Consider the following 20,864-nt stretch of genomic DNA (forward strand, 5'->3'; position numbering starts at 1 on the left):
ACCACCTCATAACCCAGCTCCGCGAAACAGATCGCATAAGTCGCACCCAGATAACCCGTACCCAGAAACGACAACCGCGGCCGCGACGCGCCGGAGGGGACGGCGACCTGCTGGGGGTGGTGTGCGGGGAGATACGGGATCGTCACGGAGACTCACTCTCTCATCGCCGGACCCGGCGAGCGCGTACGGGTGCCTGGTGATCTTCAATCGGAGCTGAGCGAAGGATAGTGCCGCCCGGCTACCTGCCAGTAACATGAGGGCATGACGGAGTTTGACGCGTACCGGCTGCCGGACGACCACGAGACCATCCGGGCCGCGGTGCGCGAGGTCTGCGATGCCCGCGTCGCCCCGCATGCCGCCGAGGCCGACGAGAGCGGCGAGTTCCCCAAGGCGTCGTACGACGCGTTGCGTTCGTCCGACTTCCACGCGCCGCACATCCCGGTCGAATACGGCGGCGCGGGGGCGGACGCTCTCGCCACCGCGATCGTGATCGAGGAGGTGGCCCGCGCCTGCGCCTCCTCGTCGTTGATCCCGGCGGTGAACAAGCTCGGCACCATGCCCCTGCTGCTGGCCGGCTCGGCGGAGCTGAAGCGGCGCTACCTGACGCCGGTGGCCTCCGGCGAGGCGATGTTCTCCTACTGCCTGTCCGAGCCCGAGGCCGGCAGCGACGCCGCCTCGATGACCACCCGGGCGGTCCGCGACGGCGACCACTGGGTGCTCAACGGGGTGAAACGCTGGATCACCAACGCCGGGGTGTCGCAGTTCTACACCGTTTTCGCGGTGACCGAGCCCGGCGCACGCGCCAAGGGCATCAGCGCCTTCGTGGTGGAGAAGGGCGACGACGGGGTCAGCTTCGGCGCGCCGGAGAAGAAGCTGGGCATCAAGGGCAGCCCCACCCGCGAGGTCTACTTCGACAACGTCCGCATCCCCGCCGACCGGATGATCGGCGCGGACGGCACCGGCTTCGCCACCGCCATGCAGACGCTCGACCACACCCGCGTCACCATCGCCGCCCAGGCGCTGGGCATCGCGCAGGGCGCGCTCGACTACGCGAAGGGGTACGTGCGGGAGCGGCACCAGTTCGGCAAGCCGATCGCCGACTTCCAGGGCGTCCAGTTCATGCTGGCCGACATGGGCATGAAGCTGGAGGCGGCACGCCAATTGACGTACGCGGCGGCGGCGCGCAGCGAACGCGGCGACGCGGACCTGACCTATTTCGGCGCGGCCGCGAAATGCTTCGCCTCGGACGCGGCCATGGAGATCACCACGGATGCGGTGCAGTTGCTCGGCGGGTACGGCTACACCCGCGACTACCCGGTGGAGCGCATGATGCGGGACGCCAAGATCACCCAAATCTACGAGGGTACGAACCAGGTCCAGCGCATCGTGATGGCGAGGCAACTCCTGAAGGATTAGTCCGGGCTGTCATCCCATCGATGGGGCATCCGTCGCCGCTGTCTTACCGTGGACTCCGTACGACCGGCTAGGTGTTGTCCGATGCCGTTGAGGATTCCTGTTTGTCGGGTGATCGGTGGTCCTCGCCGCTGCTACGTTGCTCCGGAATCCGGGGCGGCGGGTCTAGCCGGCGAGTGTCGTCGGCCGCCTCGTCGGCGGGGCGCTCCATGTCTTTGAAGGACGGTCGGGTGCCGGGCTGGTCCGCCTCGACCTTTCGGCCTGAACCGGCCGCAGTGTCTGCTGCGGTCGGGATCCGCAAGACCTGAGTGTGGTCTCCCGGCGGCTCGACGGTGCCAGAGCCAAGGTCGCCGGTTCCTAGCCCGTCGGCTCTCGGCCGGCCGGTGCCGGCCTTGCCGGAGGCGTCTGCACCGGACCGGAGCCCGAGGGCCTGCGTGGGCCCCTCATCGCCGTCCTCGCCTGGTGCGGTGGCCGGATCGGCCACCGGATCGGGGGTGATGACCTGCGTCGTCGTGTCGGCATCCGGTGCCTGAGCGAGAAGCTGGGTCTGGTCGCCCGCCATCGGCACCAGGTTGCCGATGACCTGGGTCTGGTCACCGTCGCGGCCCGCACGCCGGATCCGCTCGATGGGAATGACCTGCGTCAGCCCGCCCGGCCCCGCCAGATCAACGGTGTGGTCCGGCGACAGATCGTGTGTCTGGTCGTCGTCGGTCGCCGCCCCTTGCTCATCCGCAGCCTCGGACCCCGCCGCGGTGGGTTCGTCGCTCGCGAGGTCCACGGTCTGCATCTCGCCGGCCAGATCCGCGGTCATCTCCTCGGTCGGCGTCGCCTCCGTGGGTTCCTCGTCGCCGTGGACCGTCGAGTCCGCGCCACCGGCCGCCGCCGGGCTGCTCGGGGCGACCGCCGCCACCACCGTCACCCGGCCCGCGGTCGCGTCCGGTGCGACGAACGGCGGGGGACCCGGTCGGCGCCCACCGCGCCACGCCGCAGCGATCAGCGGCACCGTCAGCAGCGCCGCCACCGCATATCCCGGCCGGCTCGGATCGAGGGTGTCACCGCCGCCCCACACCCGCTCGTATGATCCCGGGGCGGCCAGGGCCCACACGCCCGCGCCGAAAAACGCCACGGCCGCGAGCAACGGCCCGGCGGGCGAGATCGGGGCGAACAACAGGACCGCGTACGCCGCCCCGGCGAGCGCCAGCAACGCGAAGTCGCCGAGTGCCGGCGCTTGGGCGGCGTCGTGGGTGAGTCCCGCGGCGGCCAGGATCCACACCACGGGGGCCAGTCCGACGGCGTACAGCAACGATCTGACGTGGCGCACGGCGACCCCCGGATGGCTCGATGCCCGCACGCTACCCGGCTGCGGCAACGCCGCGGAAGCATGCGCGCGGCGGGAGGGGCCGCCGGTGCCGCGCCGCCCGACGTACGGCCCTTCTCGGGCGCTGACCTGCGCGAAGGTTCGACGAACGTACGGTATGCCGATCCACCGTTCATCGATCGTAGGGTGGAGGGATGACGGGCAGGGTGTTGTGGTCGCCGCCGGCGAACGTGCGCGAGGTGTCGCGGATCGGTGACTACATGAGGTGGCTGCGGGAGCACCATGGACTCGACTTCGCGGACTACGCCGCGCTGTATCGATGGTCCGTCGCCGACATCCCGGCGTTCTGGCGTTCGATCTGGGATTACTTCGCCGTCGAAGCGCACGCCGAGCCCACCGCCGTGCTGGGTGAGGCATCCATGCCCGGCGCGACGTGGTTTCCCGGCGCCCGGCTGAACTACGCGGAACATGTGCTGCGGCTGCCCGGCCTCGCCGACGACGATCCGGTGGTGGTCGCGCATTCGCAGACCAGGGAGCCGCGCACGCTTACCGCCCGCGAGCTGCGGGCCGAGGTCCGCCGGGTGCGCGCCGGGCTGCTGGCGCTGGGTGTGCAGGCCGGCGACCGGGTCGCGGCGTACGCGCCGAACATCCCCGAGACGTACCTGCTGATGCTGGCCACGGCGAGCATCGGGGCGATCTTCTCGTCGTGCGCCCCGGAGTTCGGCACCCGCAGCGTGACCGATCGCTGGCGGCAGATCGAACCGACGGTGCTGGTGGCCGTGGACGGATACCGCTACGGCGCCAAGACCGTCGACCGGCGCGCGGAGGTGGCGGCGATCCGTGCCGCGCTGCCGTCGGTGCGACACGTCATCACGATCGGCTACCTGCACCCCGACGCCGAGGGCGACGGCGATCTGTCCTTCGCCGAACTCGGCGGCGACGATCCGCTGGAGTTCGCCGCCGTGCCGTTCGACCACCCGCTCTACGTGCTGTACAGCTCCGGCACCACCGGCTTGCCGAAGCCGATCGTGCACGGGCACGGCGGCATCCTGCTGGAACATCTGAAGATGCTCGCGCTGCACCACGACCTGGGGCCGGGCAAGGTGTTCTTCTGGTTCACCACCACCGGGTGGATGATGTGGAACTTCCTGGTCAGCGCGCCGGCCGTGGGCGCTTCGATCGTGCTGTTCGACGGTGACCCGGGCCATCCGTCGCTGTCCACGCTGTGGGAGCTGGCCCGCACCGCAGGGATCACCTATTTCGGCACCTCGGCGCCGTTCCTGATGGCCTGCCGCAAGGCGGGACTGTCCCCGCGCGTACCGCTGACCGGTCTGGGCTCCACCGGTTCGCCGTTGCCCGCGGAGGGATTCGACTGGGTGTACGAGCACGTCGACGCCCGCCTGCAACTGCAGTCGCTGTCCGGCGGCACCGACGTGTGCACCGGGTTCGTCGGGGGTGTCCCGCTGCTCCCGGTGATCGAGGGCGTGATCGCCTGCCGGGCGCTCGGCGCGCGGGTGGAGGCGTACGACCCGCAGGGCAAGCCGGTGATCGGCGAACTGGGCGAACTGGTGATCACGGCGCCCATGCCGTCGATGCCGGTGGGCTTCTGGAACGACCCGGACGGCAGCCGGTACCGGGACGCCTACTTCGACGTGTATCCGGGCGTGTGGCGGCACGGCGACTGGATCACCATCGGCGCGGACGGCGCCTGCGTGATCACCGGCCGGTCCGACGCCACGCTGAACCGGGGCGGGGTGCGGCTGGGCACCGCCGAGTTCTACACCGTGGTCGAGGGCATCCCCGAGGTGGTCGACTCGGTCGTGGTGCACCTCGACGAGCAGGACGAGCTGTTGCTGTTCGTGGTGTTGGCCGGCGGATGGGAACTGGACGACGAGCTGCGCGGCCGGATCCGCGCCGAGCTGCGCGCGGCGCTCTCGCCGCGGCACGTGCCGGACGAGATTCACCAGGTACGCGCGGTGCCGCGTACGTTGTCGGCGAAGAAGCTGGAGGTGCCGGTGAAGCGCATCCTCACCGGCACGCCGGTGGAGTCGGCGGCGGCCCGCGGCGCGCTGGCCGACCCGGACGCGCTCACCGCGTTCGAGCAGTTCGCCCGGCAGCGCTCGGGGGAGCGGGACTGACCCTCACACCAGGGTGACGGTCACCTTCTCGCTCTCCGCTCGCGCGGTCACCGCGGCACCGTCCAGGTTGGCGCAGAGCACCGTCGACGCCCCGGCGACCAGCGGGGCGAGGAGCCAGTCCATCGGATCCGGGTGGGCGCGGGTGCTCAGCAGCACCCGGTCGCCCGCGGAGATGCCCAGATCGGCCGCGCGCCGGCGGGCGGCGTCACAGACCGCCCCGTGGCGCAGCGGCGTGGCACCCGTGACGCCGGGGCCGAGCAGCGCGGGGTCGTCGGCCGATACCGGCATGCCGGGCTGGAAGTGGTCGCCGTGCACGCGTACCTCGGTCACGTAGTCGGCAAAGCCGGCCGGAACCTCGCGGACCGGCATGGCCAGCGGAAGCAGGCCGGTGACGAAGCTGTCGCCGGCCGTCCCGGAGGCCGCCACCGAGGCGTGCGGCGGATCGGTGAACAACACCGTCGCGGGCCGCGGCTCCGTGCCGAGGTCGACGATCAGCCCCGCCGCGGAGGCGCCGAGCAGGATCGCCGCGGTCTGCCAATGCGCCGGCAAGCGCAGCGCCACCGTGTCGCCAGGCTCCGTGCCGAGGCCGTCGACAAGCATGTTCGCCGTCTTCGCGACCCAGTTGTCCATGGTGGCGCCGGACAGTTCGGTGCGGTCGCCACTGGCGTCGTCATACCACGTGAGCAGCGGTGCGGCGGGGTCACGGGCGACGGCCGAGCGGACGGCGGCGGGAATCGTGGTGAGCATCGGCTCCGACGATAGCCGTGCCGAGACCCCGGCCCGTACGTCACGTTCCGTGATTGTGGTCGAACATCTCGGAAAGAACGGGCGAACCTCGTAACGAGGCGGTGTCGCGTTCTCCGCGCCGATGCAATCCCGGCGTACCCTTGCCAGTGGTCCGGACCACTGCCGAAGGAGCTGCCTCGTGACCGCCGGTCGCCCCCCGCGAGTGCTCGTCGACGCCACCAGCGTGCCCGCCGACCGAGGGGGTGTCGGCCGCTACGTCGACGGGCTGCTCGGCGCCCTCGGCATGTTGGACCCCGGTCGGGTGGACCTTGCCGTGGTGGCGCAGCGTACGGATGCGGAGCGTTACGCGCGCATGCTCTCCAGTGCGGAGGTCATCGCCGGACCCGCCGCGGTCGCGCACCGTCCCGCCCGGCTCGCCTGGGAGCAGACCGGCTTGCCGCTGCTGGCCCAGCAGGTCGGCGCCGAGGTGCTGCATTCGCCGTTCTACACCTGCCCGCTGCGCGCCGGTTGCCCGGTCACCGTCACCGTCCACGACGCGACGTTCTTCACCGAGCCGGAACACTACGACAACACCAAGCGCACGTTCTTCCGCAGCGCCATCAAGACGTCGCTGCGCCGGGCCGCCCGGGTCATCGTGCCCAGCAAGGCCACCCGTGACGAGCTGATCCGGCTGCTGGACGCCGACCCCACCCGCATCGACGTGGCCTACCACGGCGTCGACGCGGCGGCATTCCACGCGCCCAGCGAGGAGGAGAAGGCCAGGGTCCGGGCGCGGCTGGGGCTGGGTGAGGCCGGCTACGTCGCGTTCCTCGGGGCCAAGGAGCCGCGCAAGAACGTGCCGAACCTGATCCGCGGATGGGCGCGGGCGGTGGCCGACTGGCCGCAGCCACCCGCGCTGGTGGTGGCCGGCGGCCAGGGCCACGACGACGAGATCGACCGGGCGGTCGCCGAGGTTCCGTCACACCTGCGGCTGCTGCGGCCCGGCTATCTGCGGTACGCGGACCTGCCCGGTTTCCTCGGCGGCGCGCTGGTGGCCTGCTATCCGTCGTTCGGGGAGGGGTTCGGCCTGCCGATCCTGGAAGCGATGGCGTGTGCCACGCCGGTGCTGACCACCCCGCGGCTGTCCCTGCCCGAGGTCGGTGGCGACGCCGTGGCGTACACGACGGAGGACCCCGACCGGATCGCCGAGGACCTCGCCGACCTGCTGCACGACGAGTCCCGCCGGACCACGCTCGCCAAGGCCGGCTTCGACCGGGCGAAGGAATTCACCTGGCCTTCCAGCGCCGAGGTGCATGTGCACACGTGGAACCGGGTGTCGGCAGCGCAGTCATGACTGGCTGTCATTACCATCAGCGGGGATGAGCGAGCACACCGAACCCACCGTCGAGCGTTCCGCCCCGGTGCCCCAGGTCGGCCAGGCCGGCCAGGCCGGGTCGGGGGGCCTCTACGCCGTCATTCCCGCGGGTGGCAGCGGCACCCGCCTGTGGCCGTTGTCGCGGGCCGGCCACCCGAAGTTCCTCCACCCGCTCACCGGCACCGACGCGTCCCTGCTGCAGGCCACGGTGGAGCGACTGGACCCGCTGTGCGGGCCGGACCACGTCTACATCGTCACCGGAGTCGCGCACGCTGCCGCGGTGGCCCGCCAACTGGCCGGGCTGCCCGAGGAGAACATCCTGGTCGAGCCGTCGCCGCGGGACTCATGCGCGGCGATCGCGCTGGCCGCCGCGGTGATCGCCCGACGCGAACCCGAGGCGATCATGGGTTCGTTCGCCGCGGACCACCTGATCGCCGACGGCGGCAGCTTCGTCGACGTCATCCGGACCGCGATGAGCGGTGCCGAGCAGGGCCTGCTGATGACGTTGGGCATCACACCGACCCGGCCCGAGACCGGGTACGGGTACGTGCAATGCGGCGGAGTGATCGCCGACGGCTCGGTGCTGGCGGTGGAAGAGTTCAAGGAGAAGCCCTCCTACGACGTGGCCGAGAGCTACGTGAAGAGCGGAAACTACCTGTGGAACGCGGGCATGTTCGTCTGGCGGGTGGATGTCTTCCTGGCGGAACTAGCCCGCCAGCAGCCGCAACTCGCGGCGGGCATCAGCCGCATCGCGCAGGCCTGGGACACCGCGGCCCGGGAGGAAGTGATCGGCGAGGTCTGGCCGACGCTGCCCCGCATCTCGGTGGACTACGCGGTCATGGAAGGCGCGGCCACGGTGGGCCGGGTCGGCACGGTGCCGGGCGACTTCGGCTGGAACGACGTCGGAGACTTCCACACCCTGGGTGAGGTGCTGACCGCCGACTCCGCGGGCAACGTGGTGGTGGGCAGGGACGCCCTGGTCAAGCCGGGTGTCATGCTGCGCGAGACGGAGTCACTGGTCGTGGTGCCGAACTCGGGACGTCTGGTGGCTGCCCTGGGCGTGCGGGATCTGATCATCGTGGACACGGACGACGCGGTGCTGGTGTGCCCGCGAGACCGTGCTCAGGAGGTCAAGCACATCGTGGACGAGCTCAAGGAGTCAGGCGAAATCGGCTACATCTAACCCGGGCACCCCGCCCACCCGTCGCACCCGGCGAGTCCCATGCCGTCCCGTGCCCCGCGCGTCGTGCCCAGCGCGTCGAACTTGGACTTTGCGGTCCGACAAGTCGGTTCTGCCGCCACAAGTCGGGCACCTTAAGTCCAAGATCGACCCCGCTGGCCGGGCATCGTCCGCCGATCTTGAACTTAGTGTTCCGACATAACGGTGTCTAAGCGCCTCAATCGGGCACAGAAAGTCCAAGATCGACGAGGCCGGGGCCGGGGCGGGGCCGGGGGCGGGAGCGGGGGCCGGGCCGGGGCGGAGGCCGGGGTGTGGGCGGGGTGTGGGCGGGGCGGGCGTGGGTGGGGCAGGGGCTGGCTGGGGCGCCCGGGGCGGGGAGGGGCGCGCCTGGGGAGTGGCGCGCCTGGGGAGTGGGCGGGCCAAGGGAGTGGGCGGGCCAAGGGAGTGGGCGGGCCAAGGGAGTGGGCGGGCCAAGGGAGTGGGCGGGGGCTGGGGAGTGGGCGGGGGCTGGGTGACGGCGCCGGGGTGGAGGTGGCGATTTTCAGGCCAGCCGCGCCAGCGCCGGGGCGATCTGCGGCACCACGCCGTCCGCCAACGGCTCCGGGAGCGCCTCCGGCGTGAACCAGCCCAGCGCCTGCGACTCCTCGCTCACCCGTTCCTCCGCCCCGGCCGGCGCGAATGCCGCGAACCGCACGTCGAAATGATGGGTGGCGACCGCCGGCTCGCCGTCCGCCGGGCGGCATCGGACCGGGTGTACGTGCACGTCGATCGGCACCGGATCGAGCCGCAGGCCGGGGATGCCGGACTCCTCGGTCGCCTCCCGCAGCGCCGCCGCGGCCAGTGACTCGTCGTCGGGCTCGCAGTGGCCGCCGACCTGCATCCACATGTTCATCCGACCGTGCAGGCACAGCAGCAGCCGGCCGTCCGCCCCGACGATCATCGCGCTCGCGGTGACGTGGCCGAGCCGGTGTGCTCGGGTGGTCGCCACCGGTCCGTCGTCCAGCAAGGTTAGTGTCCGGCGGCGGGCCTCGTCGGCCGCCGCCGAGGTCGCGGTCCAGCGGGAGAGCAACGCCGTCGCGTCCGCGTGCAGGCGCGCGCTCATCGGACACCGCCGGCCGCCGACAGCGCCAGCAGCAGCCCGTCCTCGTGCGGCAGCGACGCCGAGGCTATCCCCTCCGCCGCCAGCGACGCGCGCAACCGCTGCGCGTCCGCACCCAGGCGGACCAGATCAGCGGCCGACGTGCCGGGCGGTGTCACCAGCAGCCCGGCCGTGGCGCCGTTCTCCGGCAGCACCTCGGCCGGGCGTACGAGCGTGCCGGGCGCGATCATCTCGGCGACGGTGACCAGCGCACGGTCGACGGCTTGCGGGTCCACGATGCCGCCGGGAAGCGTCTCCGGCATCGTCGCGGCGTCCCGCAGGCCCGCGGCGCGCGCCTCGGCCGTGCCCAACGAGAACATGTCGCTCGCGCCGTCGCGGAGCAGCGTCGCCGCCCCCACGCCGTCGTCCTGCCCGACGCCGGGGATGCCACGCACGACCGCGACCGGGACCTGATCGCTCTTGCCCTTGACCAGTTCGCCCGCGGACGCCAGCTCATCGGCGACCGCCATCTGGGTGAGTTGAAGCTCGTTGCCGTACGGGTCGATCTCTCCCCGGTGATCGCGAAGCGCGGGCAAGCCCGCGGCGCCGAGTGCCACATCGGTCAGGCCGTTGCGCCAGGCCCGGCCCATCGTGTCGGAGATGATCACGGCGACGTCCCGGCCGCGGGCGCGCAGCGCGGCACGTAACGCCCGTGCGGACGCGTCCGGGTCGGCGGGCAGCAGCACGAGATGCGTCTTGTCGACGTTGGAGGCGTCGATGCCCCCGGCGGCCATCACGAACCCGTGATGCGTCTGCACGATGACCGTGGGGCCGCGGCGAGCGACCACGCGCGCCGTCTCGGACTCCAACGCCTGCGCGCGGGCCGCCTCCCGTTCGGGGCCGTCGGCGGGCACCTCAACCAGGCGACCCTCCGCCTTGGAGACGACCTTGCTGGTCACCACCAGCACGTCGCCGTCGCGTACCCACGGCGCGGCACCGAGGATCAGCGCGGCCAGGTCGTCGCCGGGGGTGACATCGCCGATGCCGCGTACCGGAAGGATTTCCACACCGTCGGTCATGAGCTCCGCTGCCTCGCCAGATTCATCGCCTCGGCAACCATCTTCGCGGTGGCCTCCTCATCCGTCATCCACAACGGGGCCGCACGAACCGTGACTCCCGGCACCTCGGTCTCGCCGTCGGCGTTGTCCACCAGCCAACCGTCGAGCAGCCCGTCGGTGCCGCGCGGTCCGTAGAGTCCGCCCACCCCCGCCGCGCTCACCTCGACTCCCAGCGTCGCCAGGCAGCGGTCGGCCATGCCACGCACCGGCGCGCCGCCGATGATCGGCGACACCCCGACTACCGGGGCAGGGCCGCCCGCCACCGCTTCCCGGATGCCCGGCACGGCGAGGATCGGCGCGATGCTGACCACCGGGTTGCTGGGCGCGATCAGCACCACGTCGGCGCCCTCGATCGCCTCGATGACGCCGGGTGCCGGTTTCGCCGCGTCGGCGCCGACGAAGACGAAGCGATGGGTCGGCACGGCGCCCCGGTGACGGATCCACCACTCTTGGAAGTGAATCGCCCGGCGTTCCCCGTCGACGTCCGAGACCACGTGCGTCTCCAGCCGGTGATCGGTGGCCGGGATTAGCGTCATCCCCGGCTGCCACCTGTCGCATAGCGCGGCGGTGACCTCCGACAACGGATATCCGGCGGTCAGCATTCTGGTGCGCACCAGATGGGTCGCGGTGTCCTTGTCGCCGAGCCCGAACCAGGACGGTTCCGCGCCGTACCGGGCCAGCTCCTCCTTGACCACCCAGCTCTCACCGACGCGGCCCCAGCCGCGCTCCGGGTCGGCCGCGCCGCCCAGCGTGTACATCACACTGTCCAGGTCGGGGCATATCTGGAGGCCGTGCAGGCGCACGTCGTCGCCGACGTTGACCACCGCCGTCACCTCGGCGTCGACGGTACGGGCGTACGCGCGCACGCCGACCAGGAACCGGGCGCCGCCGATGCCCCCGGTGAGGACCACGATCCGCATCCGACCATCCTGACGCACCGCCGCGACGTGCCGGGCCGCCGGGTCCTCGGTGCGGGTGGCGGTGCGGGACTAGGCTGAGCCGGCTCTCGTTCGTTACCGTCTGTCAGGGAGAACTCCGTGACCAGCCAACCGTCGCCTCCGCCGGGTGGGCAACGATCCGTCATGCCGTTCCTGCGGCCGCTGCGTGATCTGGCCGCCTGGGCCCTCGTCGCCGCTCCGGCTGTGATGCTCTTCATCGCGGTGTTGCGCCTGCTGCCCGGCGGCGTCGGCGACGGCTTCTCCGGCCGTACGCAGAACAGCTTCGCCAACTTCGTGAACGTGCCGACGGTGTTCTTCCCGCTCGGCGCGGTCCTGTTGGCGCTGCTGGTGCAGCCGTGGCACGCCAAGGCCAAGCTGATCACCATGATCGCGGCGGTCGAGTACGCGGTGGCCGCGTTCTTCGGCGTCCTGTTCGGCTTTTTCATCGGCGTGGTGCAGGTGGCCGGGGTCAGCGTCCGCCTGGCCTTCGAGGAGTTCCTGGTGCGGCTGGCCTGGCTGGCCGTGTTCGCGGTGGCCGCCTTCGCGACATACCAGGTGTGGCGCAACCTGTTCCACACTCCCCGGCCGAAGGCGCAGCCGGGGACGTACGGCCAGCCGCAGTACGGCGTGCCGGGCACCTATCCGGGGCAGCCGGGCTACGGACCGCCGCCCGGATATCCGGGGCAGCCCGGATATCCGGGGCAGCCGGGTTATCCGGGGCAGCCGGGCTATCCCGGACCGCAGGGTCAGCAGGTTCCGCAGCCGCAGCAGGTTCCGCAGCCGGCCCCGCAGGTCCCGGGCGGCCAGCCCGCTTGGAACGCGCCGATGGGATGGCAGTCTCCGGTGCCGGCTCAGTCGTCGCCGAGCGCGCCCGCGCCGCCGGACCAGCACGCACCCGCCACGGACCCGCCGGTCATCCCGCCGCCGTCGGAGCGGCACACCCCGCCGGCCAGCCCGGCCGCCGGGCCGTTCTCCGAGCCCACCCAGGCGTTCCCGCGCCACCAGCAGGCGCAGGCGAAAGCCTCGGAGGGCGACGACCGCACCGAGGCGTTGGGCAACCGGGCCACCGATCCGGACCGCCCGCAAGGCTGATTCGCGGCAACGGCTGGCGTGTCACACACCACTGTGCGCCGGCCACCGCCGCGGCGGCAGCCGCCTCGAATCCGGCCTAGGCTGCTCAGGTGGTAGACGCAGGGAAACCGACCGAAGCCAGCATGCGCCGCGCGCTGCGGCGTGCCGCCGACGGGAAGGCCGTCGACCTCGACGAGGCGGCCGTGCTGCTGCAGGCGCAGGGCGAGACGTTCGACGAGCTGCTGGCCGTCGCCGCGGCCCTCCGCGACGCGGGGCTGCGGGAGGCCGGCCGTCCCGGCGTGGTGACGTACTCGCGGAAGGTCTTCATCCCGCTCACCCGGCTGTGCCGGGACCGCTGCCACTACTGCACGTTCGCCACCGTCCCGCACCGGTTGCCGGCCGCGTTCCTGGAACGTGACGAGGTGTTGGCGATCGCGCGGGAGGGCGCGCGGCAGGGCTGCAAGGAAGCGTTGTTCACGCTCGGCGACCGCCCGGAGGACCGGTGGCCCGCGGCGCGGCGCTGGCTGGATGAGCGCGGCTACGACTCGACCCTGGACTACGTGCGGGCCTGCGCGATCGCGGTGCTGGAGGAGACCGGGCTGCTGCCGCACCTGAACCCGGGCGTGCTGACCTGGGCGGATCTGCAACGACTCAAGCCGGTCGCGCCGAGCATGGGGATGATGCTGGAGACCACCGCCACCCGGCTGTGGTCCGAGCCTGGCGGGCCGCACTTCGGCTCGCCGGACAAGGAGCCCGCGGTGCGCCTGCGGGTGCTGGACGACGCGGGCCGGGTCGGGGTGCCGTTCACCACGGGCGTCCTGATCGGCATCGGTGAGACGCCGGCGGAACGGGCCGACGCCCTCTTCGCGATCCGGCGCAGCGCCCGCACGTACGGGCATGTGCAGGAAGTGATCGTGCAGAATTTCTGCGCGAAGCCGGACACGGCCATGCGTGGCATGCCGGACGCGGAGCTGCGCGAGCTGGCCGCCGCTGTCGCGGTGGCCCGGATCATCCTCGGCCCCCGGGCCCGGCTGCAGGCGCCGCCCAACCTCATCGACGCCGAGTACGACCTGCTACTGCGCGCCGGCATCGACGATTGGGGCGGGGTGTCCCCGGTGACGCCCGATCACGTGAATCCGGAACGGCCGTGGCCGCAGATCGACCTGTTGCGCCGGATGTCGGAACGGTCCGGGTTCCGGTTGCGCGAGCGGTTGACCATCTATCCGGAGTACGTGCGCCGCGGCGAGGGCTGGCTGGATCCGCGGCTGGCCGCGCACGTGGCGGCGTTGGCCGGGTCGGACGGGCTGGCCGACGAGTCGGCGGCACCGGTGGGCCGGCCCTGGCAGGAACCCGACGACGCGTACGGCGGTGGTCGCACCGATCTGTTCGCGACCATCGACACCCGGGGCCGCACCGGCGATCGCCGGGGCGACTTCGACAGCGTCTACGGCGACTGGGACGAGGTCGCGGCGCAGGTCGGGCAGGCTCCGGACAGCTCGCCCAGCGACGTGCTGGCCGGGCTGCGGCTGGCCGCCGAGAATCCGGCCGCGCTGCTGGAGCCGCGGCACGAGGACAAGGCGCTGGCCCTGTTCCACGCCGACGGCAGCGCGCTGGACGAACTCGCCCGGCTCGCCGATGACGTGCGCCGGGACGTCAACGGCGACGACATCACGTACGTGGTGAACCGCAACATCAACTTCTCGAACGTCTGTTATGTCGGGTGCCGGTTCTGTGCCTTCGCCCAGCGTGAGCGGGACGCCGACGCCTATCGGTTGTCGGTTGAGCAGGTGGCCGACCGGGCGCAGGAGGCGTGGCGGGACGGCGCCTCGGAGGTCTGCATGCAGGGCGGCATCGATCCGAAGATGCCGGTCACCGCGTACGCGGATCTGGTCCGGGCGGTGAAGTCCCGGGTGCCCGGCATGCATGTGCACGCGTTCTCACCGATGGAGATCGTGACCGGGGCGGCGAAGGCGGGCGTGAGCATCGGCGACTGGCTCGCCGAGCTGCGAGACGCCGGACTGGACACCATTCCGGGCACCGCGGCGGAGATCCTCGACGACGACGTGCGGTGGGTGCTGACCAAGGGGAAACTGCCCGCGGCCACCTGGGTGGAGGTGGTGAGCACGGCGCATCGGCTCGGCATCCGGTCCAGCTCGACCATGATGTACGGGCATGTGGATCATCCCCGGCAGTGGCTGGCGCATCTGCGGGTGTTGGCCGGTGTCCAGGACCAGACCGGCGGGTTCACCGAGTTCGTGGCGCTGCCCTTCGTGCACACCAACGCACCGATCTATCTGGCCGGCATCGCCCGTCCCGGTCCGACGTGGCGGGAGAACCGCGCGGTGCACGCGATGGCCCGGCTCCTGCTGCACGGCCGGATCGACAACATCCAGTGTTCCTGGGTCAAGCTGGGCGACGACGGCACCCGGGCGATGCTGGACGGCGGTTGCAATGATCTGGGCGGGACGTTGATGGAGGAGACCATCTCCCGCATGGCCGGTTCCGAGCACGGGTCGGCGCGCACGGTCGCCCAACTGAAGGAACTGGCCGCGACCGCCGGTCGGCCGGCGGTGGAGCGTACGACGGTGTACGCCCGACGTTAAGTTACAAATCGGACTAAAATTGGCACGACTCGCCCGTTTTGCGTTACCTGATGGTGGTCCGTGGAGATAGGGCGGACAGGGACCGAGGCGCGAAGGCTTGCGTAGGGGAAGTGGCCACTTATCAGGTTCGGCTTGACGACGCACGTCTTACACGCGTGTAATTTCCGTGGGGTTGCGGGCGGGGCAGGAGGAAATCGGTCGTTCCCGCAAGAAACACGCCGCGTGCGTGGGGGGTCAGCGTCGGCGTCACGCCGGCGCGGGAAAAGGAGGCACGCCGATGGAGACGCAGGTTGAAGGGGTGGACCTGCTGGGGGACGCGCCCGAGTGGCAGGAGCGAGCGCTCTGCTCGCAGACCGATCCTGAGGCCTTCTTTCCGGAGAAGGGCGGTTCGACGCGCGAGGCGAAGCGCATTTGTGGCCGCTGTGACGTGAAAGCTGAATGCTTGGAGTACGCGCTCGGTCACGATGAGCGCTTCGGCATTTGGGGCGGACTGTCCGAGCGTGAGCGCCGCAAGCTGAAGCGTCGCGTCGCCTAGGTCAGCTCGTCCGGATCCATTCCCAGCAGGTTCGCCACCTGCTCAATGATCACGTCGTGGACGAGGTCGGCGAGGTCCTCGCGGTCCATCGCCCGGAATTCCAGCGGACGCCGGTAGAGCACGATCCGCGGCGGCAGTTCCTGGCGACCGGGCCGGCCCGGCAGCAGCCGCGCCAACGGGACCTCGCCGTCCTCCAGCACATCCGAGTCATAGACGTTCAGTTCCGGCGGCACATCCTCCACCGCGAACTCGACGCCGGCGAGTTCCTTCGCGTACCGCCGCTCCAGGCTCTCCACGGTGTCCAGCACCAGATCGTCGAAGACTTCCGCCTTCGTCCGGGCCAGCGGCACGGTGGCCGGCACCAATCTCCCGCGGAGACCGCGCCCATGCCGGTCTCGCCGCGCCGGCCGGCCGGGCCCGGCGCCACGCGCGCTGCGTCCCGGTTCGGGGCGGCCCGATTCGGTGCGGTGTCGGTCGGGAATCGTGGTCACCGAGCCAGCGTAGTCCTCCGACGGCATCTTCCGTGCTCAGGAGGTGTCGAGCGCGTTTCGGACGCGCGAAATCGCCCGCACGGGACGGCGTGTCGGCTGCCGCCGTGCAAAACAACATGCTTCGCGGGTCGGCGTGTCGCGACCGTACGGCGTGCCGGGGAGATAACGTGCCGCCGTGAGGTCACCACGGCGCTGCTCTCGGAACGGCTGTCCCCGACAGGCGGTCGCCACCCTCACCTACGTCTACAACGACTCCACTGCCGTGGTCGGCCCGCTCGCGGCCTTCGCCGAGCCGCACACGTACGACCTCTGCGAACCCCACGCCCGCAGCCTCACCGCCCCCCGAGGCTGGGAACTCGTCCGGCACGACGGCGACTTCGCCCCACCGCCGCCGACCACCGACGATCTGGTGGCGCTGGCGGAGGCGGTGCGCGAGGCGGCCCGCCCCCTTTCACCCCCGCCGCACCCGGAACCGGACCGAGCCGGCGACCCGGGCCAGCAGGTCGGCCGCCGAGGCCACCTACGCGTCATCCCGCCTAGCTGACACCCACCACCTGCTCCCCAGTGCGCCGCGGGCGTTACCCGGTTCGTGCGGGCTGCCGGTTCGTGCGGCGAGCCACCCCGGGCCCTTCGCAACTTTACGTGTTCGTAGGATCTACGCATTGATGTCGATGCCAACGGCGTGACATGATTTGCGCCCTCGCACGCCGCAACCGAGGCACACGCCGCAACCGAGGCACACGCCAGACCTGAGGCACATGCCGGATCCGAGGTACAGGAGCTCGCGATGCGCCGCCCCCCGCTTGATCCCGAGACCCGTGCCCTGCTCGCCGCCCTCACGCCCCGGCCCGCCGCGAAGCGGACGACCAGCCGGCGTGCCGTGCTCGCCGGCTTCGGCGCCGCGGCGCTGGCTGCCGTCGGCGGGTGCGGCACCGAGGGGACTCAGCAGACCGAACAGAGCTGCACCAGCACGGACACCTCGGCCACCGACAAGAAGCTCGCGTTCTCGAACTGGCCGCAGTACCTCGACGTGGATGATGCCGACGACAACCGGCACCCTACGCTGGACGCCTTCGAGAAGCAGACCGGCATCCGGGTGACGTACCACGAAGAGATCAACGACAACGATCAGTTCTTCGGCAAGATTCAGAACCAGCTCGCGCACTGCCGTCCCACCGGACGCGACATCATCGTGCTGACCTCGTGGCTGGCCGGCCGGTTGATCTCGCTCGGCTGGGTGCAGGAGCTGGACCCGGCCAAGATCCCCAACGTGCGGGCCAATCTGCTGCCCAGCCTGCGCAGCCGGGCCACCGATCCGGGCGGGCGGCATGCCGTGCCGTGGCAGGGCGGGCTCACCGGGCTCGCCTACAACGCCTCCGTGACCAAGGAGGTCCGCACCGTCGACGAGCTTCTCACCCGCCCCGACCTCAAGGGCAAGGTGACGATGCTGACCGAACTGCGCGACACCATGGGGCTGATGCTGCAGTCGCTGGGCCACGACCCGGCCGAGTTCACCGAGGCCCAGTTCGACGCGGCGCTCGACAAGCTGCGCACGGCGGTGGACTCCGGGCAGATCCGCCGGTTCACCGGCAACGACTATGCCCCGGAACTGCAGCGCGGTGACATCGCCGCGTGCGTCGGCTGGTCCGGCGACATCATCCAGCTCTCCGCCCAGGACGACCGGATCTCGTTCGTCGCGCCGGACTCGGGCATCATGCTGTTCACCGACGACATGATGGTGCCGAACCAAGCCGCGCACCGCAGCAACGCCGAGGCGCTGATGAACTACTACTACGAGCCGGAAACCGCGGCGAAGCTGGCCGCCTACGTCAACTACATCTGCCCGGTGCAGGGCGCGCAGGACGCGATGACCAAGGTGGACCCGGACCTGGCCGACAATCCGCTCATCTTTCCGACGCCCGACCTGCTGGGCAAGGCCAAGGAGTTCATGCCGCTCACCGAGGCGCAGTCGCGTACGTACAACGAGAAGTTTCAGACCGTGATCGGCACCTGATGGCGGATCTGCGGCTCACCGGCCTGACCAAGCGCTTCGGCGCGCTGACCGCGGTCGACGATCTGCACCTGGAGGTGCACAGCGGTTCGTTCTTCGCACTGCTCGGCGCGTCCGGCTGCGGCAAGACCACCACGCTGCGGATGGTCGCCGGGCTGACCGAGCCGACCGGCGGGCAGATCCGGATCGGCGACGACGACATCACCCGTCTGCGTCCGTACCGTCGCCCGGTGAACACGGTGTTCCAGAGTTACGCGCTGTTCCCGCATCTGAGCGTGCATGAGAACGTCGCGTTCGGGCTGCGCCGTCGCCGCCAGCGGGACATCGACCGGCAGGTCGCCGACATGCTCGCGCTGGTGCAACTGGACGGCTTCGGCCCGCGCCGGCCTGCCGGGCTGTCCGGCGGTCAGCAGCAGCGGGTCGCGTTGGCGCGGGCGCTCATCAACCACCCGCGGGTGCTGCTGCTCGACGAGCCGCTGGGCGCCCTCGACCTGAACCTGCGCCGCCGCATGCAGATCGAGCTCAAGCGCATCCAGACCGAGGTCGGGGTCACGTTCGTGCACGTCACCCACGATCAGGAGGAGGCCATGACGATGGCCGACACGGTCGCGGTGATGAACGCCGGGCGGATCGAGCAGCTCGGCCCGCCGGCGCAGCTCTACGACCTTCCCGGTACGCCGTTCGTGGCCACCTTCCTCGGTCAGTCCAACCTGCTCGCGGCGCACAGCGAGCCGGGCGGAGAGAACGGCGAGCTCCCGGTCTCCGCGTACGGCGGGCGGTTCACCGTGCCGCGGGACCGCTGCCGGGCCGCGACCGCGACCGTCTACCTGGGCGTACGCCCGGAGAAGCTGCACCTGGCCGGGTCGCCGGACGCGGTGCCGCCGGGGCATCAGCACGTCGCGGGCGTGGTCACCGACATCGCGTACGTGGGGGTCAGCACCCAATACCTGGTGCGTACCGGATGGGGGACCGAGCTGTCGGTGTTCGCGCCCAGCACCGGCGCGGAGGAACGGCCGGAGCTCGGCGCGCCGGTGGTCGCGTACTGGCACTCCCGGCATGCGTTCCTGCTCGACCGGCCGGACGGCGCGGGGGACCGGACCGCGCCTGCCGATCTGTCCGTGGACGTCCGGGCGTGACCGCGCCCGCCGATCTGCCCACGGTCGCCGTCCCGCCACGGACCCGGTCGCGGAGTCGAACCCTGGTGCCGTACCTCTTGATCCTCCCGGCCGGGCTGTGGCTGATCGTGTTCTTCGTGGTGCCCGCGGTGCAGCTCTTCGCGACCAGCCTGTACGACCCGTCCGGCTCGCTGGCGACCGGGTACGCGATGACCGGGGATCTCGGCAACTATCCGCGCGCGCTCGGGGACTATTGGCCGCAGCTTCTGCGGTCGCTGGGCTATGCCGCCGTCGCCACGCTGGCCTGCCTGGCGCTGGGCTTCCCGCTGGCGTACGCGATCGCGCTGAAGGCCGGCCGTTGGCGCAACATGCTGCTGGTCGCGGTGATCGCGCCGTTCTTCACCAGCTTCCTGATCCGCACGCTGGCTTGGAAGACCATCCTGTCGGACACCGGCGTACTGGTCGGCCTGCTGCGGCACGCGCATCTGCTGGGCGCCGACGGGCGTCTGCTGGCCACCCCGTTCGCGGTGGTCGCCGGACTGACGTACAACTTCCTGCCGTTCATGGTGCTGCCGCTGTACGCCAGCCTGGAGCGGTTCGACAGGCGGCTGCTGGAGGCGGCCGGTGACCTGTACGCAGGTCCGGTGGCCGGGTTCCGCCGGGTCACCTTGCCGCTGGCGGCGCCGGGCATCGTGGCCGGCACATTGCTGACCTTCATCCCGGCGGCCGGCGACTATGTCAACGCTCAACTGCTCGGCACGCCGCGCACGGCGATGATCGGCAACGTGATCGACTCGGCGTTCCTGGTGCGACTCGACTATCCCTCTGCCGCGGCGCTGTCGTTCGTGCTGATGTTCGCGATCCTGGTGCTCACCGTCGGGTACCTGCGCCGGGTCGGCGCGGGCGCGCTGGACGCCGTCTCGTGAGGGCGGCACGTCTCGTGACGGCCGCACCGTGAGGCTGGGTCGCTGGCTCGCCGACCATTGGGTGCTCGGCGCCGGGCTGGTCGTGCTGGCGTACCTGCTGCTGCCGGTGGCGGTGGTGGCCGGGCTGTCGGTCAACCGAGCGTCGTCACGCCTGTCCTACGACTTCCATGAGTTCACCCTCGACTGGTGGGCCCATCCGTGCGGCTCGCCGGGGATGTGCGCGGCGGTGGTCCGCAGCGTCCAGATCGGATTCCTGTCCACCCTTGTCGCCACCGTGCTCGGCACGTTGATGGCGTTCGGACTGACCCGCCACCGGTTCGCCGGGCGCGGCGCGACGAGCATCCTGGTGTTCCTGCCGATGGCCACCCCGGAGGTGGTGATGGGGTCGTCGCTGCTCGCGCTGTTCGGGGCGGCGCGCGTCCCGCTCGGGTTCGCCACCATCGTCATCGCCCACGTCATGTTCTGCGTGTCGTTCGTGGTGGTCACGGTGCGGGCGCGGCTCGCCGGACTGGACCCGCAACTGCTGGAGGCGGCGGCGGACCTGTACGCCGGGCCGTGGCAGGCGTTCCGCCGGGTGACGTTGCCGCTGGCGCTGCCGGGCATCGTCGCGGCTGCCCTGCTCGCGTTCAGCCTGAGCTTCGACGACTTCATCGTGACCAACTTCAACGCGGGCACCACGACCACGTTCCCGATGTACGTCTGGGGCGCGGCGCAGCGGGGCATCCCGCCACAGGTGAACGTGATCGGTACCGCCATGTTCCTGATCGCGTTGCTGCTCGTGGCGCTCACCATGCTCCGCCCGCGCCGCGCCCGGTTCTGACGCCCCGG

18 protein-coding genes and 1 pseudogene are annotated in these 20,864 nt (G+C 71.2%); 12 read left to right on the forward strand and 7 right to left on the reverse strand.

Annotated features, from left to right (window positions below; all coding sequences use genetic code 11):
* A pseudogene (locus tag IEY73_RS33485) lies at positions 1-146 on the reverse strand (UDP-glucose 6-dehydrogenase); the annotation flags it as partial.
* A 115-nt stretch (positions 147-261) separates the two neighbouring features.
* Here IEY73_RS33485 and IEY73_RS10080 point away from each other — a divergent pair.
* Positions 262-1,416, forward strand: a complete 1,155-nt coding sequence (locus IEY73_RS10080) for an acyl-CoA dehydrogenase family protein (protein WP_189078871.1) — start codon at positions 262-264, stop codon at positions 1,414-1,416.
* A gap of 67 nt (positions 1,417-1,483) precedes the next feature.
* Here IEY73_RS10080 and IEY73_RS10085 read toward each other — a convergent pair whose 3' ends face one another.
* Positions 1,484-2,734 carry a hypothetical protein gene (locus IEY73_RS10085; RefSeq protein WP_189078872.1) on the reverse strand — a complete coding sequence of 417 codons (1,251 nt, stop codon included), beginning with the start codon at positions 2,732-2,734 and terminating at the stop codon, positions 1,484-1,486.
* Positions 2,735-2,925: 191 nt separating this feature from the next.
* Here IEY73_RS10085 and IEY73_RS10090 point away from each other — a divergent pair, with 191 nt between their 5' ends.
* Positions 2,926-4,869, forward strand: coding sequence for an acetoacetate--CoA ligase (locus IEY73_RS10090; RefSeq protein WP_189078873.1), 1,944 nt, complete (start codon positions 2,926-2,928; stop codon positions 4,867-4,869).
* 3 nt (positions 4,870-4,872) lie between these two features.
* Here IEY73_RS10090 and IEY73_RS10095 read toward each other — a convergent pair whose 3' ends face one another.
* Positions 4,873-5,616, reverse strand: coding sequence for a TIGR03089 family protein (locus IEY73_RS10095; protein ID WP_189078874.1), 744 nt, complete (start codon positions 5,614-5,616; stop codon positions 4,873-4,875).
* A 178-nt stretch (positions 5,617-5,794) separates the two neighbouring features.
* Here IEY73_RS10095 and IEY73_RS10100 point away from each other — a divergent pair, with 178 nt between their 5' ends.
* Positions 5,795-6,949, forward strand: a complete 1,155-nt coding sequence (locus IEY73_RS10100; protein ID WP_189078875.1) for a glycosyltransferase family 4 protein — start codon at positions 5,795-5,797, stop codon at positions 6,947-6,949.
* 25 nt (positions 6,950-6,974) lie between these two features.
* Positions 6,975-8,153 (forward strand): mannose-1-phosphate guanylyltransferase, encoded by a 1,179-nt coding sequence (locus tag IEY73_RS10105; RefSeq protein ID WP_189078876.1) that lies wholly within the window; start codon positions 6,975-6,977, stop codon positions 8,151-8,153.
* Positions 8,154-8,691: 538 nt separating this feature from the next.
* On the opposite strand, the gene IEY73_RS10110 is transcribed toward IEY73_RS10105, so the two are convergent.
* The 3 genes from IEY73_RS10110 to cofD are packed head-to-tail and all read right to left on the reverse strand — an operon-like array spanning position 8,692 to position 11,266.
* Complete coding sequence (locus tag IEY73_RS10110) at positions 8,692-9,252, reverse strand: NUDIX hydrolase (protein WP_189078877.1); 561 nt, start codon at positions 9,250-9,252, stop codon at positions 8,692-8,694.
* Positions 9,249-10,307: a coenzyme F420-0:L-glutamate ligase gene (locus tag IEY73_RS10115; protein WP_189078878.1), complete on the reverse strand. Its 1,059-nt coding sequence runs from the start codon at positions 10,305-10,307 to the stop codon at positions 9,249-9,251. Before IEY73_RS10115 ends, IEY73_RS10110 begins: the two co-directional genes overlap by 4 nt.
* Positions 10,304-11,266, reverse strand: coding sequence for a 2-phospho-L-lactate transferase (cofD, locus tag IEY73_RS10120; RefSeq protein ID WP_189078879.1), 963 nt, complete (start codon positions 11,264-11,266; stop codon positions 10,304-10,306). The genes IEY73_RS10115 and cofD overlap by 4 nt, the downstream gene beginning before the upstream one ends.
* 117 nt (positions 11,267-11,383) lie before the next feature.
* Here cofD and IEY73_RS10125 point away from each other — a divergent pair, with 117 nt between their 5' ends.
* The 3 genes from IEY73_RS10125 to IEY73_RS10135 all read left to right on the forward strand — a co-directional run bounded on the left by IEY73_RS10125 (position 11,384) and on the right by IEY73_RS10135 (position 15,493).
* Complete coding sequence (locus tag IEY73_RS10125; RefSeq protein WP_189078880.1) at positions 11,384-12,376, forward strand: hypothetical protein; 993 nt, start codon at positions 11,384-11,386, stop codon at positions 12,374-12,376.
* A gap of 89 nt (positions 12,377-12,465) precedes the next feature.
* On the forward strand, positions 12,466-14,958 hold the full coding sequence (locus IEY73_RS10130) for a bifunctional FO biosynthesis protein CofGH (protein WP_189078881.1): 2,493 nt from the start codon (positions 12,466-12,468) through the stop codon (positions 14,956-14,958).
* A 277-nt stretch (positions 14,959-15,235) separates the two neighbouring features.
* The gene (locus tag IEY73_RS10135) at positions 15,236-15,493 is read left to right on the forward strand and encodes a WhiB family transcriptional regulator (protein ID WP_189078882.1); all 258 of its coding nucleotides are present in this window, start codon (positions 15,236-15,238) and stop codon (positions 15,491-15,493) included.
* Here IEY73_RS10135 and IEY73_RS10140 read toward each other — a convergent pair.
* Positions 15,490-15,975 carry a metallopeptidase family protein gene (locus IEY73_RS10140; RefSeq protein ID WP_373292771.1) on the reverse strand — a complete coding sequence of 162 codons (486 nt, stop codon included), beginning with the start codon at positions 15,973-15,975 and terminating at the stop codon, positions 15,490-15,492. The two genes, IEY73_RS10135 and IEY73_RS10140, sit on opposite strands and share 4 nt — an antisense overlap.
* 184 nt (positions 15,976-16,159) lie before the next feature.
* Between IEY73_RS10140 and IEY73_RS10145 the strand changes: the two genes are divergently transcribed.
* From IEY73_RS10145 to IEY73_RS10165, 5 genes are all read left to right on the forward strand, one after another.
* Positions 16,160-16,528, forward strand: a complete 369-nt coding sequence (locus tag IEY73_RS10145) for a DUF3499 domain-containing protein (protein WP_189078884.1) — start codon at positions 16,160-16,162, stop codon at positions 16,526-16,528.
* A gap of 243 nt (positions 16,529-16,771) precedes the next feature.
* Positions 16,772-17,998, forward strand: a complete 1,227-nt coding sequence (locus IEY73_RS10150) for a polyamine ABC transporter substrate-binding protein (RefSeq protein WP_189078885.1) — start codon at positions 16,772-16,774, stop codon at positions 17,996-17,998.
* Positions 17,998-19,131, forward strand: coding sequence for an ABC transporter ATP-binding protein (locus IEY73_RS10155; RefSeq protein WP_189078886.1), 1,134 nt, complete (start codon positions 17,998-18,000; stop codon positions 19,129-19,131). The genes IEY73_RS10150 and IEY73_RS10155 overlap by 1 nt, the downstream gene beginning before the upstream one ends.
* The gene (locus IEY73_RS10160; RefSeq protein ID WP_189078887.1) at positions 19,128-20,036 is read left to right on the forward strand and encodes an ABC transporter permease; all 909 of its coding nucleotides are present in this window, start codon (positions 19,128-19,130) and stop codon (positions 20,034-20,036) included. The genes IEY73_RS10155 and IEY73_RS10160 overlap by 4 nt, the downstream gene beginning before the upstream one ends.
* A gap of 28 nt (positions 20,037-20,064) precedes the next feature.
* Positions 20,065-20,856, forward strand: a complete 792-nt coding sequence (locus IEY73_RS10165) for an ABC transporter permease (RefSeq protein WP_189078888.1) — start codon at positions 20,065-20,067, stop codon at positions 20,854-20,856.
* Positions 20,857-20,864: the final 8 nt, after the last annotated feature.

Origin of the sequence: Mangrovihabitans endophyticus, assembly GCF_014646155.1 — a bacterium.
Taxonomy (GTDB): Bacteria; Actinomycetota; Actinomycetes; order Mycobacteriales; family Micromonosporaceae; genus Actinoplanes; species Actinoplanes endophyticus.